The sequence below is a fragment of the Aromatoleum sp. genome (assembly GCF_032027225.1).
Classification (GTDB): Bacteria; Pseudomonadota; Gammaproteobacteria; order Burkholderiales; family Rhodocyclaceae; genus Aromatoleum.
In genome coordinates this window covers 18,509-31,561 of the sequence record NZ_JAVSMM010000006.1, presented here as the reverse complement: position 1 = coordinate 31,561, position 13,053 = coordinate 18,509, and the positions used below count along the sequence as shown (strand labels likewise).

The 13,053-nt window shown below is 69.0% G+C and carries 12 protein-coding genes; 10 read left to right on the top strand and 2 right to left on the bottom strand.

Translation table 11 applies throughout. The features are described 5' to 3' along the window. Window positions 1-83: 83 nt before the first annotated feature. A complete protein-coding gene (locus ROZ37_RS08650; protein WP_312658906.1) occupies window positions 84-1,214 on the top strand; it encodes a patatin-like phospholipase family protein in 1,131 nt (376 codons plus the stop codon). Window positions 1,215-1,378: 164 nt separating this feature from the next. Beyond that, the gene (locus ROZ37_RS08645) at window positions 1,379-2,413 is read left to right on the top strand and encodes a serine hydrolase (protein WP_312658905.1); all 1,035 of its coding nucleotides are present in this window, start codon (window positions 1,379-1,381) and stop codon (window positions 2,411-2,413) included. A 150-nt stretch (window positions 2,414-2,563) separates the two neighbouring features. Here ROZ37_RS08645 and ROZ37_RS08640 read toward each other — a convergent pair whose 3' ends face one another. After that, window positions 2,564-3,298 (bottom strand): IclR family transcriptional regulator, encoded by a 735-nt coding sequence (locus tag ROZ37_RS08640; RefSeq protein ID WP_312659091.1) that lies wholly within the window; start codon window positions 3,296-3,298, stop codon window positions 2,564-2,566. Between the two features lie 222 nt (window positions 3,299-3,520). Between ROZ37_RS08640 and ROZ37_RS08635 the strand changes: the two genes are divergently transcribed. The 8 genes from ROZ37_RS08635 to ROZ37_RS08600 all read left to right on the top strand — a co-directional run bounded on the left by ROZ37_RS08635 (window position 3,521) and on the right by ROZ37_RS08600 (window position 12,692). Then, window positions 3,521-4,777 (top strand): putative Na+/H+ antiporter, encoded by a 1,257-nt coding sequence (locus tag ROZ37_RS08635; RefSeq protein ID WP_312658904.1) that lies wholly within the window; start codon window positions 3,521-3,523, stop codon window positions 4,775-4,777. Between the two features lie 133 nt (window positions 4,778-4,910). Further along, window positions 4,911-7,733 carry a monovalent cation/H+ antiporter subunit A gene (locus ROZ37_RS08630; protein WP_312658903.1) on the top strand — a complete coding sequence of 941 codons (2,823 nt, stop codon included), beginning with the start codon at window positions 4,911-4,913 and terminating at the stop codon, window positions 7,731-7,733. Between the two features lies 1 nt (window position 7,734). Next, on the top strand, window positions 7,735-8,085 hold the full coding sequence (locus ROZ37_RS08625) for a Na+/H+ antiporter subunit C (protein WP_312658902.1): 351 nt from the start codon (window positions 7,735-7,737) through the stop codon (window positions 8,083-8,085). Then, on the top strand, window positions 8,082-9,605 hold the full coding sequence (locus ROZ37_RS08620; protein ID WP_312658901.1) for a monovalent cation/H+ antiporter subunit D: 1,524 nt from the start codon (window positions 8,082-8,084) through the stop codon (window positions 9,603-9,605). Before ROZ37_RS08625 ends, ROZ37_RS08620 begins: the two co-directional genes overlap by 4 nt. Next, window positions 9,605-10,120: a Na+/H+ antiporter subunit E gene (locus ROZ37_RS08615; protein ID WP_312658900.1), complete on the top strand. Its 516-nt coding sequence runs from the start codon at window positions 9,605-9,607 to the stop codon at window positions 10,118-10,120. The genes ROZ37_RS08620 and ROZ37_RS08615 overlap by 1 nt, the downstream gene beginning before the upstream one ends. Further along, complete coding sequence (locus tag ROZ37_RS08610; protein WP_312658899.1) at window positions 10,117-10,386, top strand: K+/H+ antiporter subunit F; 270 nt, start codon at window positions 10,117-10,119, stop codon at window positions 10,384-10,386. Before ROZ37_RS08615 ends, ROZ37_RS08610 begins: the two co-directional genes overlap by 4 nt. Window positions 10,387-10,396: 10 nt before the next feature. Next, the gene (locus ROZ37_RS08605; protein WP_312658898.1) at window positions 10,397-10,810 is read left to right on the top strand and encodes a Na+/H+ antiporter subunit G; all 414 of its coding nucleotides are present in this window, start codon (window positions 10,397-10,399) and stop codon (window positions 10,808-10,810) included. A 46-nt stretch (window positions 10,811-10,856) separates the two neighbouring features. Next, window positions 10,857-12,692 carry a pseudouridine synthase gene (locus tag ROZ37_RS08600; RefSeq protein WP_312658896.1) on the top strand — a complete coding sequence of 612 codons (1,836 nt, stop codon included), beginning with the start codon at window positions 10,857-10,859 and terminating at the stop codon, window positions 12,690-12,692. On the opposite strand, the gene ROZ37_RS08595 is transcribed toward ROZ37_RS08600, so the two are convergent. After that, complete coding sequence (locus ROZ37_RS08595) at window positions 12,669-12,938, bottom strand: hypothetical protein (RefSeq protein ID WP_312658895.1); 270 nt, start codon at window positions 12,936-12,938, stop codon at window positions 12,669-12,671. The genes ROZ37_RS08600 and ROZ37_RS08595 overlap by 24 nt on opposite strands. Window positions 12,939-13,053 lie beyond the last annotated feature (115 nt).

Genomic DNA, 13,053 nt, shown 5'->3' with positions numbered 1-13,053 from the left:
GCAATCCCGGTCGTGCCGGCCTTCCGGGGCCGCGCACGGCCGTGGCATGATCCCGGGCATACCTGCACGCAATCGGGATCTGCATGGCGGATGGCAAGGCGGCACTCGTTCTGACCGGCGGCGGCGCACGCGCCGCGTACCAGGTCGGCGTGCTCGCCGCGATCCGCGAGATCCGCGGGCGACGACGAGGCAACCCCTTCCCGATCCTGTGCGGCACTTCGGCGGGCGGCATCAACGCCGCGGCGCTCGCCGTTTACTCGGCCGACTTCAACGCCGGCGTGCGCAAGCTCGCGTGGATCTGGCGGCATTTTCACGTCGACCAGGTGTATCGGTCCGACGCCCCGACCTTGCTGACGACCGGGCTGCGCTGGAGCGGTGCGTTGTTGCTCGGCTGGGTCGTGCGGCAGACGCCGCGCTCACTGCTCGACAACAGCCCGCTGCGCGACCTCCTCGTCCGTGTGCTCGATTTTTCCCGGATCCGGCAGTCGATCGACGCGGGCCATCTGCATGCGGTCAGCGTGTCCGCGTCGGGCTATTCGTCGGGCGAAAACCTCGCGTTCTACGAAGGCGTGCCGGAGGTGCAGCCGTGGCGCCGCGCGCAGCGCGTCGGGACGCCGACGACGTTGGGCGTCGAGCACCTGATGGCGTCGAGCGCGATACCGTTCCTGTTTCCCGCCGTGATGATCAACCGCGAATATTTCGGCGACGGCTCGATGCGACAGCTCGCGCCGATCAGCCCGGCGATCCACATGGGCGCCACCCGCATCCTCGTGATCGGCTCGGGCAGGCTGGCCGACGAGGGGCGTCAGCACGCCGACGGCTATCCGTCGCTCGCGCAGATTGCCGGTCACGCACTGTCGAGCATTTTCCTCGACGGCCTCACCGTCGACCTCGAGCGGATGCAGCGCATCAACTCGACCTTGAATGCGTTCGATGAGGCGGAGCGGGACGCGGCTGGCATCGTCCTGAGACCGATCGAAACCCTCGTGATCTCGCCGTCGCAGCGCCTCGACGCGATCGCCGGGCGCCACCGCGACGCGCTGCCGCGGCCGCTGAAAACCCTGTTGCGCGGTGTCGGCGCGATGCGCCGCGAGGGCTCGGCGCTGCTGTCCTACCTGCTGTTCGAGCCGGGATACACGCACGCGCTGATGCAGCTCGGTTACGAGGATGCGTTCGCGCGGCGGCGCGAGGTGGAAGCGTTCCTGAGGATCTGAGCAAAAATTTTCCCGCTGCTTGCCTCAGCGCAATCTGCAGCGCTGCGGTTGTGTAACAATGTCTTGGAAGTTTTTTTGAAAACACTTCAGAAAAACTTGATATCCGCCTAATTTGATTAAAAATAGAAGCATCCGCTTCTTGTCGCATTCCGGGCCGCCCCGCCATGAAATTTCATCATCTCGTAATCGCCGTGCTGAGTTGCGCGGCGCTGCAGTTCGGCTTTGCCGAACCCGTGGGCGCCGCCTCCGGGGCGACCTCGACGAAAGTCTCGAAGGCCACGAAGGCCACGAAAACCAAGAAGGCATCGACCCGTCAAACGGTCCGCAAGCGGGCAGCCAAGGCCGCGCCGAGAAAGGTGTCGGCGCAACGTTCGCTGGCAGCGGCGGCTCCGGTCGCGGCGGCGGTCGAGGTGGACCGCCTCGGTCTGCCGCTGCTGCGCTCGTCCGCATTCCTGATCCAGAACCAGAACACCGGCGAAGTCCTGCTCGAAAAGAAAAGCGACGCCGTCCTGCCGATCGCGTCGATCACGAAGCTGATGACCGCGATGGTCGTCCTCGACGGCGGTCAGAGCCTGTCCGAAGAGGTGGTGATCACCGACGAAGACCTCGATACGCTGAAGGGCACCGGCTCGCGGCTTGCACTCGGCACGCGCCTGACGCGCGAGCAATTGCTCCATCTGGCGCTGATGTCGTCGGAAAACCGCGCCGCGTCGGCACTGGGCCGCAGCTATCCGGGCGGAATCGCCGCGTTCGTGAACGCGATGAACATCAAGGCGCGGATGATTGGCCTCGCCGACACCCATTTCAGCGACAGCACCGGGCTGAACCCGATGAACGTATCGAGCCCGCGCGACCTCGCCCGCATGGTGTCGGCCGCGTCGACCTACCCGCTGATCCGGCAGTTCTCGACCTCGTCCGAGGAGCATGTCCAGATCGGCAGCCGCGTGCAGCGCTTCGGCAACACGAATTCGCTGGTGCGCAGTCCCGAGTGGGAAATCGGCTTGTCGAAGACTGGGTATATCCAGGAGGCCGGGCGCTGCCTCGTGATGCAGGCGTGGGTCAACAAGCAGCCGGTGATCATCGTGCTGATGGATTCGGACGGTCGCTACACCCGTACCGCCGATGCGGTCCGCGTGAAGAAATGGATGGAGGCGGCGGCGACCCAGCGCGTCGCGGTCGGACCCGGCGGCAGCAGCTGATCGCCTGCTGGTCCGGCATCTGGCACCGTCCCGGGTAAGTCTTTCGATTGCGCTCGGGGCGGGCCTGTCGCAGCGCTGGCAGCGCCCTTCGACAGGCTCAGGGCGAACAGTTGTAATCAGTCGCCAATTCGATAATCCCCGCGCCGTGCTTCAGCGGGAGCTGCGCCTTCCGACGTAGCCGAGGGCGCGGGAGATCTCGTCGGCTGCTTCGCGCACCAGCGGTGCGCGGCTCGTGTCGAAGCGTTCGGACGGCGTCGACAGCGACAGTCCCGCGATGAGCTCGCCCGAATCGTCGCGCACGCCGGCGGCGACACAGCGCACGCCGGATTCGACTTCGTCGAGGTCGAACGCGACGCCGTGACGGCGAACCTTGTCCAGTTCCTTTTCGAGCGCGCCGAGTTCGTGGATCGAGTTCGACGTCGACGCCGGCAGCCCGGTGCGGCGCGCGTAATCGCGCACGCGCTCGATCCCTTCTTCGACGAGGAACAGTTTCCCTGTCGCGGTCGTGTGCAGCGGTGCGCGCGCGCCGACGATGTGCACGACCCGCACCGCCGAGCGCCCGCTCGACGTGCGGTCGACATAGACGATCTCGTCGCCGTCGCGGATGCCGAGGTTCACGCTTTCGCCGGTTGCCGCATGCAGCTTCAGCATCGCCGGCATCGCGGTCTCGCGCAGTGAAATGCGCGACTTCACGAGGCTGCCGAGTTCGAGCAGACGGATCCCGAGCCGATAGGTGCCGCCTTCCCCGCGCTCGACGAATCCGCTTTGCGCCATCGCGCCGAGGATGCGGTGCGCCGTCGACGGGTGCAGGCCCGTCTCCTGCGCGATCTGTTTCAGCGGTGCGGGATCGGGGTGATGCGCGAGGACATCGAGCAGTTTCATCATTCGCTCGACGACCTGGATCGGATTCTTCGTTTCGGTTGGAGGGGTCACGCGGAGGCTGCAGGGTTTTCCGGAAGATGCGCAGTGTAACCGTGGAGCGGGATTTCGCCCAGTGAAATGGCTGCGCGCCGGGCGGAACGTGGCCCGGGATGCGTGCGCACGGGGCGCCTCCTGTTCTAAGCCCCTATAATCCGCCACTTCCTCTCTTTCCCGGCAAGGATCCTGATGAATCCGAGTTTCATCGAAGTCGTCGGCACCGTTCTGTTCGCCGTTGCCGTCGCGCATACCTTTCTGACCAAATACTTCGAGCACCTCGCGCATCGTCACCCGAACCACGCCGGCATCTGGCACCTGCTCGGGGAGGTCGAGGTCGTGTTCGGGTTCTGGGCCTTCGTGCTGCTGATCTTTCTCGCCCTCACGAGCGGCGTGGATGCGCCGACCGCGTATCTCGAACGCCTGAACTTCACCGAGCCGGCGTTCGTCTTCGTGATCATGGTCGTCGCGGCGAGCCGGCCGATCCTCGATCTCGCGCGGGTCGGCGCGCGCGCGCTGGCGCACTATGTGCCGGTGAACGACAGCGTCGCGTTCTTCTTCATCTGCCTGTCGGTGCTGCCGCTGCTCGGCTCCTTCATCACCGAACCCGCAGCGATGACGCTCGCGGCGCTGATGCTGCGCGACAACTTCTACGCGAAGGGGATCTCGCACAAACTCAAGTACGTCACCCTCGGCGCGCTGTTCGTCAACGTGTCGATCGGCGGCACGCTGACCCATTTCGCCGCGCCGCCGGTGCTGATGGTCGCGGCTAAGTGGAACTGGGACACCTGGTTCATGCTCGGACATTTCGGCTGGAAGGCGGCGATCGCCGTGTTCGTCAATGCGGGCGTCGTGACCTTCCTGTTCGCGAAGGAGCTGAAGGCGCTGCAGGTCGACGCAGCCACGAGCGACCGCACGGTGCCGTGGACGCTGATCGTCGCGCATGTCGCGTTTCTCGCCGGTATCGTCTATTTCGCGCATCACCCGATCGTGTTCGTCGGCCTGTTCCTATTCTTCCTCGGGGTCGCCGAAGCCTACCGCCACTATCACGACCGGCTGATGCTGCGCGAGGGGCTGCTCGTCGGCTTCTTCCTCGCCGGGCTCGTGACGCTCGGCGCGCTCCAGCAGTGGTGGCTGCAGGACGTGCTCGCGGGGATGGATTCGACCGCGCTTTATTTCGGTGCGACCGCGCTGACGGCGATCACCGACAATGCGGCGCTGACCTACCTCGGCTCGCTCGTCGAGGGGACCGACGCGGCGTTCAAGTACTCGCTCGTTGCCGGCGCGGTGACCGGCGGCGGCCTGACCGTGATCGCGAACGCGCCGAATCCGGCCGGCTTCGCGATCCTGCGCGGGCACTTCGACGACGAGGCGATCAACCCGCTGGGGTTGTTCGTGACGGCGCTGCCGGCGACGCTCGTCGCGGTCCTCGCGTTCCAGCTGTTGTAGACGTGACGGGCGCTCCGCCCGCGATGCGTTTCGCCGCCGTCGCTGTTCCGGCGACGCGGGGGCGGCGGAGCAGGGTCGAATCGCCTGATCGCGCCCGTCGCGCGGCGCCCGGGATTTCCACCGTCGGCCGAACGTGGCGCTCGCGCTGATCGTCATCCTGCCGTTCGCCGGGGCGCTCCTGCCGGCGCTGTTCGCGCGCCTCGGCCGCGGGGCGTCGGCACTCGCGGCGTTCGGCGTCAGTGCGCTCGCGCTCGGTTTGCTGCTATCGCTGGCGCCGCAGGTGTTCGGCGGCGAGGTCGTGCACGCCGGCCGGCCGTGGCTGCCGCGTCTCGGTCTCAACGCGCATCTTTTCCTCGACGGGCTCGGCTTCCTCTTCGCACTGCTGATCCTCGTCATCGGCCTGCTGGTGATCGTTTACGCGCGCTTCCATCTGCCGGCACGCGATCCCGGCGGGCGCTTCCATGCGCTGCTGTTGCTGTTCCAGGGCGCGATGCTCGGCATCGTCCTGTCGGACAACGTGCTGCTACTGCTCGTGTTCTGGGAACTGACGAGCCTCGCGTCCTTCCTGCTGATCGGTTATTGGCGGCACCTGCCGGAATCCCGGCAGGGCGCGCGGATGGCGCTGACGGTGACCGCGGGCGGAGGCCTTGCGCTGATCGCCGGAATGCTGATCCTCGGCGATATCGCCGGCTCGTATGACCTCACCGTGATTCTGCAGCGCGGCGACGCGATTCGCGCTTCGCCGCAGTATTTGCCGGCGCTGCTGCTGATCCTCGGCGGTTGCTTCACGAAGTCGGCGCAGTTCCCGTTCCATTTCTGGTTGCCGCACGCGATGGCCGCACCGACGCCGGTTTCGGCCTATCTGCACTCGGCGACGATGGTGAAGGCCGGCGTGTTCCTGCTTGCGCGGCTGTGGCCGGTACTGTCGGGCACCGACGCGTGGTTCTACCTCGTCGCGACGACCGGGCTCGTGACGATGCTGGTCGGCGCGGTCGTCGCACTGTTCCGCGACGAGCTGAAGGCGCTCCTCGCGTATTCGACCGTCAGTCATCTCGGGCTCGTGACGATGCTGTTCGGCTTCGGTACGCCGCTCGCGGCCGTCGCCGGCGTGTTCCACATTCTCAATCACGCGATCTTCAAGGCCGCGCTGTTCATGAACGCCGGCATCGTCGACCACGAGGTCGGCTCGCGCGACCTGCGCCATCTCGGCGGGCTCGCGGCGCTGATGCCGCTGACCGCGACGATCGGCGCCGTGGCTGCCGCGTCGATGGCCGGCGTTCCGCTGCTGAATGGCTTCCTGTCGAAGGAGATGATGCTCGACGCGGCGGCGCAGGCGCAGTGGGCGGGGCAGGGCTGGGTCGTGCCGCTCGTCGCGACGCTCGCCGCGATGTTCTCGGTCGCGTACTCGCTCCGTTACGCGGCGCAGGCGTTCTTCGTCCGCCGGCACGAGGCCTACCGCAAGAAGGTACGGGATCCCGCGCTCGGCCTGTGGCTGCCGCCGATGCTGCTCGTCGCGCTCGTCGTGCTGATCGGCGTGTTCCCGGGCACGTTCGCGGGACCGCTCGTCACGACGGCGGCGAAGGCCGTCGTCGGTGCGCCGGTCCGGAGCTACGACCTTGCGCTGTGGCACGGTGTCACGCCGGCGCTCGCATTGTCGGTCTTCGCGTTCGCCGGCGGCGGCATCCTGCTGTGGCGCTACGCGGACGCTCGGCGGCTGTGGCTGGCCGCGCCGCAGCCGCAGGCGAAGCCGGCGTTCGACGCGGCGGTCGCGGCGGTGACGGAGTTCTGTCGCGCGGTCACCGATGGCCTGCACGACGGTTCGCTCCGACATTACCTCGGCTGGATCATCGCAGGCGCGCTCGTCGTCGGGGTCGGCGGCTTCCTCGGCGGCGGGCACGAGGCCGGGACGCGGGCGACGCTCGCCGCCCCCCCGGTCGCGATCGTCGCGTGGCTGCTGCTCGTCGCCTGCTGCGCCGGCGTGCTCGCGTTCGAGCGCCGGCGCATGCTCGCGCTCGTGATGCTCGGCGTGGTCGGCCTGATCGTCGCGTTCGGCTTTCTTTACCTCTCCGCGCCGGACCTCGCGCTGACGCAGATCGCGGTCGAAGTCGTCACGGTGATCCTGATGCTGCTCGCGCTGACGGTGCTGCCGCATGAGACGCCGCGCGGGACGCGGCGCCTGCGGCGCCTCGGGGATGCGGCCCTCGCCGCAGTCGCCGGCCTCGGTGCCGGTGCGGCGGCGTTTGCGCTGATGACGCGCGATTTCGACAGCCTGTCGAGCTACTACCTCGAGCGCTCGCTGCCGGACGGTGGCGGCGCGAACGTCGTCAATGTGATCCTCGTCGACTTCCGCGGCTTCGATACCTTCGGCGAGATCATCGTCCTCGGCATCGCCGCGCTCGCGGTGTTCGCCCTGGTCGATGGCGCGCGCGGCCTGACGCGGACGGGCGTCGCGCCCGGCATGCTCGCCGCGGACCTCCACCCGCTGCTGCTCGCGGTCGTCGCGCGCGTGATGCTTCCGCTCGCGCTCGTCGTCGCCGCCTACGTGTTCTTCCGCGGACACAACGCGCCCGGCGGCGGCTTCGTCGCCGGCCTGATCGTCGCGATCGCGTTGATCATGCAGCACGTCGCCGGCGGCACCGGGTGGGCCGTGCGGCGGATGCACGTCGATGCCCCCGTGCTAATCGGTGCAGGCGTGCTGCTTGCCGCGACGACCGGTCTCGCAGCATGGGTCTTCGCGCGCCCGTTCCTGACGAGCACGTACGGACATTTCGCGCTGCCGCTCGTCGGTGCGGTCGAAGTCGCGAGCGCGACGGCATTCGACGCTGGCGTCTTCCTCGCCGTGGTCGGCGCGGTGATGTTGATGCTCGCGTCCCTTGCGCGCGTCGGGCGCGGCCGGGCGAAACGCGCCGCGGCGCCCGCGGTTCCGCCCACCGCCGCACGCCGGGCGGAGGACTGAAATGGAGCTGCTCGTCGCGTCCGCGATCGGCGTCCTCACGGCATCGGGCGTGTATCTGGTCCTGCGCGGGCGCAGCTTCCCGGTCGTGCTCGGCCTCGCGCTGTTGTCGTATGCGGTCAACCTGTTCCTGTTCGCGTCCGGCCGGCTCGCGGTCGATCTGCCGCCGGTGATCCGCGCGGCCGGCTCCTACACTGACCCGCTGCCGCAGGCGCTGGTGCTGACCGCGATCGTGATCTCGTTCGGGATGACCGCGGTGACGGTCGCGATGGCCGTCCGCTCCTTCCTCGAATCGGGCGATGACGGCGTGGGTGCGGCGGGCGCGGCCGACGAAGAGGACGCGGGGCGCCGATGACCCACTTGGCCATCCTGCCGATCCTGCTGCCCGCGATCGTCGCGGCGCTGCTCGCGCTCGCCGGGCGGCGCGACCTCGTGCTTGCGCGGACGATCTCGCTCGCGTCGGCCGCGGTGCTGCTGCTCGTCGCGATCGCGCTCGTCGTCGGCGCGAGCGACGGCATGATCCGGACCTACGCGCTCGGTGACTGGCCGGCGCCGTTCGGCATCGTGCTCGTCGTCGACCGACTGGCGGCGCTGATGCTGACGCTGACCGCCGGGCTCGCGCTCGCGGTGCTGCTGCACTGCGCGAATGGCTGGGACGCCCGCGGGCGCCATTTTCACGCGCTGTTCCAGTTCCAGCTGATGGGCCTCAACGGGGCGTTCCTGACCGGGGACTTCTTCAACCTGTTCGTCTTTTTCGAGATCCTGCTGATCGCGTCGTATGGCCTGATGGTTCATGGCGGCGGCGCGGAACGGGTGCGGGCAGGGCTTCAGTACGTCGTCGTGAACCTCGTCGGCTCGACGCTCTTTCTCTTCGCGGTCGGCCTGCTGTACGGGGTCACCGGCACGCTGAACATGGCCGATCTCGCACTGAAGGTGCCCGCCGTCCCGCCTGCCGACCACGGCGTGCTGCGCAGCGGCGCGCTGCTCTTGCTCTTCGTGTTCGCGCTCAAGGCCGCGCTGGTGCCGCTGCACTTGTGGCTGCCGGGCACGTACGCGAACGCGCCGGCGCCGGTCGCCGCGCTGTTCGCCGTGCTGACGAAGGTCGGCGCGTACGCCATCGTCCGCCTCTCGACGCTTGCGTTCGGCGACGCCGCCGGGGAGCTCGCGTGGCTCGTCACGCCGTGGCTGATGCCCGCGGCGATGCTGACGCTGACGCTGGGCATGTTCGGCGTGCTCGCCGCGCGTCGCCTCGCAGGGATGATCAGCTTCGCCGTCGTCGGCTCGGTCGGCACGCTGCTGATCGCGGTCGCGCTGTTCACGCCGCAGGCGATCGCCGCGGCGCTTTACTACCTGGTCCAGTCGACGCTCGCCGCGGGCGCGCTCTTTCTCGTCGTCGATCTCGTCGGCGAACGCCGGCCTGCGCTCGGCGATCTGCTCGCGCCTGGACCGCGAATCGCGCAGGCCGCGCTCCTCGGCTCGCTGTTCCTGGTCGCGGCGATCGCGATGACCGGTCTGCCGCCGCTGGCCGGCTTCGTCGGCAAGCTGCTGATCCTCGACGCGACGCGCGACGCCTTTAACCGCAGCTGGATCTGGAGTCTGCTGCTCACGACCTCGCTGCTCGCGATCGTCGGTTTCGCCCGCGCCGGCAGCGTGCTGTTCTGGAAGGGTGGCGAGAGCGCCCAGAACGCCGCTGTTCAGCCGGCGCGCGCCGCCGTTTTGCCGCTCATCGCGATCGGCCTGCTGCTCGCTGCCAACATCGCGTGGACGCTCGGCGCCGGTCAGGTGCTCGGCTACCTCGATGCCGCCGCGATACAGTTGTTCGCCCCCGCCGGCTATATCGACGCCGTGCTCGGTGCGGAAGGAGGGAACGAGTGATGCGCCGGTCCCCGGGCACGCGGACGCGGATGGGCGGGCTGCCGTATCCCCGACTGACGCTGACGCTCGCCGCGCTGTGGCTGCTGCTGCAGAACCGCTTCACCGTCGGCGCGCTGCTTGTCGGCCTCGTGCTCGGGGTCGTCGTCGCCCGCGTGACCGCCCGTTTCTGGCCGCGCCGACCGCGCATCCGCGCCTGCGGGAAGGGGCTCGCGTACGTGCTGCTGGTGCTCGGCGACATCCTCGCCGCGAACGTGCATGTCGCGCGGCTGATCCTGTTCCGGCCCGCCGCTCGCCTGAACTACTGCTGGCTCGTCGTGCCGCTCGAGCTCGAGTCGCCGGAAGCGATCGCGGTGCTCGCCGGCACGATCACGATGACGCCCGGCAGCGTGAGCTGCGACCTGTCGGCCGACCGGCGCAGCCTGCTCGTCCATTGCCTCGACAATGACGACCCCGAGGGCACGGTGCGCCTGCTGAAGCAGCGCTACGAGGCCCGCTTGAAGGAGATCTTCGAATGATCGACCTCGCGCTCGACTTCGGTTTTTTCGCGATTTCGCTCGCGCTGCTGCTGAACCTGTGGCGGCTCGCGCAGGGGCCGACGCCGGTGGACCGGCTGCTCGCCGCGGACACGATGATCACGAACACGATCGCGTTGATCATCCTGTACGGGATGCGCGAGGCGACCAGCGTGTATTTCGAGGCCGCGCTGCTGTACGCGATGTTCGGCACCGTCTCGACGGTCGCGTACTGCCGCTTTCTGCTGCGCGGCGACGTAATCGAGTAAGGAGGCCGGCATGCACACGCTCGGAGAAGTCCTCGTCGCGCTGCTGATCGTCGCCGGCAGCAGCTTCACGCTGATCGGCTCGATCGGGCTCGTCAAGCTGCCCGATCTGATGATGCGTCTGCACGCGCCGACGAAGGCGACGACTGCCGGCGTCGGCGGCGTGCTGCTCGCGTCGATGTCGTATGCGTTCTTGCGGACCGGCGAGCTGTCCGCGCACGAGCTGCTGATCACGCTGTTCCTGTTCCTGACCGCGCCCGTCACCGCGCATTTCCTCGCGAAAGCCTATCTCCACCGCCATCCGGACCGGGTGCGCCGCCTGCCGCCGGCATGCCGCGAAGCGGGCTGGGCGAGGTTCGAGCCGTCGTCCTCGGAAGAGGTCCGCCCGTCGCGCGAGCAAAGACCGCAGCGCCCGCCGCGCGTATGATTCGCCTCCGGCCGTCCGGCGCCGTTCCTTTCGAATGCAGAGATCCATGAAACGCTCCTCCACCCCCGGCGACGCCGGCAAGACCGATCCCGAAGTCCCCGGCGCGCCATCCGACAGCGTGGCTGCCGGCGGCAAGGACGCAGCTACCGGCACCGGGCGCAAGACGCTCGGCGTCAAGTCGACGGCTGCGAGTGGCGACGCGACGCCAAAGAAGGCGGGCCTGCGTGCGCGCTTCCTCCCGTCGGCGGAGCGGCGCGGGACCGGGAAACCGCCGGAACGGAACGCCGGACCGAAGGTGCGCGAGCGCCAGCCACGGGATGCGGCGAAGGCCGCCGCAGCGGACAAGGCGCGTGGTCCGCGCCGGGAGCGCGAGGGGCGCGGCGAAGCAGCGGGTCGCGACGAAGCGCCGCGCCGCGGAGGGCGGGAGGATCGGCCGCGGCGCGACGAGCGCCCGCGTGAGGACCGCGGCGCAGACCGTCGCGCGGCGTCGAATGAACGCGGCGCGGCGCCGGAGAAACGCGCGCTTCGCGACGAGCGCCCGGCGCGTGACGATCGCGGGCCGCGGGAAAACCGTGCGGAGCGCGAAAACTCAGCCTCCCCCGGTCGTGAGAAACCGCGCGAGGGGCGCCGCGAGCGCGACGATCGGCCAGCACGGGACGACCGGGGCGCGCGCGAGAGGCGTCCGGCGCGCGAAGGTCGGCCGGCGCATGAGGCTCGGGCGTCGCGCGAGGATCGCTCGGTGCGCGACGATCGCCGCGAGCGGGACGATCGGCCCGCGCGGGGCCCGGGGCCGGCGGATGCGCGACGTCCGGGGAGCGAGCCGCGGGGCGAACGGAGCGAGCGCGGCGCAGCTCGCGGTGGCGCGAACCCTCGTTCGTCGGGCCGCGGCGAGCGCGAGGCGAGTTCGGGATACGACGCGAAGCGTCCGCGCGGAGCCGGATCGGAGGCCGGCCGCGGCGGATTCTCGGGGCTGCCCGGACCCGCGCCGTCTGCGGGCGGGCGCATACCGGCGGGAGATTCGGCGAAGCGGAAGACGGTAGCGGACGAACGGCCGCCGCGGACTCGTCGTCCGGAAGGGAGCGCCGGGGCGCCGCACCGGTACGAAGCGCCGCGCGAACCCGCACGTGCCGCTGCCGCGCCGTCCGAGGCGCGCGCGGAAGGCGTGCGCCTGTCGAAGGTGATGGCCGATCGCGGCATCTGCTCGCGCCGCGAGGCCGACGCGATCATCGAGCGCGGCTGGGTGTTCGTCGATGGCCAACGCGTCAGCGAACTCGGCATCCGCATCGACCCGAACGCGGAGATCACGCTCGCGGCGCAGGCGAAACGCCGGCAGGCCGAGCAGGTCACGATCCTGCTGCACAAACCGGTCGGATACGTCTCGGGTCAGCCCGAGCCGGGCTTCGAGCCGGCAGTGGCGCTGATCGGCCCGGACAACCAGTTCGATGTCGCGGACGCGCAGCGCTTTCACGACTCGCACCTGAAAGGCCTCGCGCCGGCCGGCCGGCTCGACATCGACTCCACCGGCCTGCTCGTGCTGACCCAGAACGGCAGGATCGCGCGGCAGCTGATCGGTGAGGATTCGAAAGTCGAAAAGGAATACCTCGTCCGCGTTGAAGGCGAAGTCGATGAAGGCGGGCTTGCGCTGCTCAATCACGGCCTCGAACTCGACGGCCGCAAGCTGCGGCCGGCGAAAGTCGAGTGGCTCAACGAGGATCAGCTGCGCTTTCTGCTGCGTGAAGGCCGCAAGCGCCAGATCCGGCGGATGTGCGAACTGGTCGGGCTGAAGGTCGTCGGCCTGAAGCGCGTGCGCATCGGCGGCGTCAGGCTCGGCGACCTCCCGCTCGGGCAGTGGCGCTTTCTACGAGAAGACGAAAGCTTCTAGGCGCGGCGCCTCGACCCGCGGCGCTTCGACCCGTGTCGAACCGGCCGCCGCGGGACGCAAGCGCGCGCCCCACGGCAGGCTCGCCGCATCGCTGACGCCCGACTGCTCGGTGAACCAGCCTTTCAGCGGGCAGTCGAAACCCGCCGCGCATCCGTGTTCGCACGCGCACTCGTGCTGGGTCTCGTCCAGCAGCACCAATTCCCTTACCGCCTCGCAGCGGCCGATCGGCGAATCGAAGAAGCACATGACGGTCTCCTTGAAGGGTGATGCGAAAGACGTATCCATATTTCACTGTAGTCAGCGCCCGGGCAGCGTGCCGCCGGGAATGACGCCGGCTTGACCTGGCGCAACAAATCGAGCG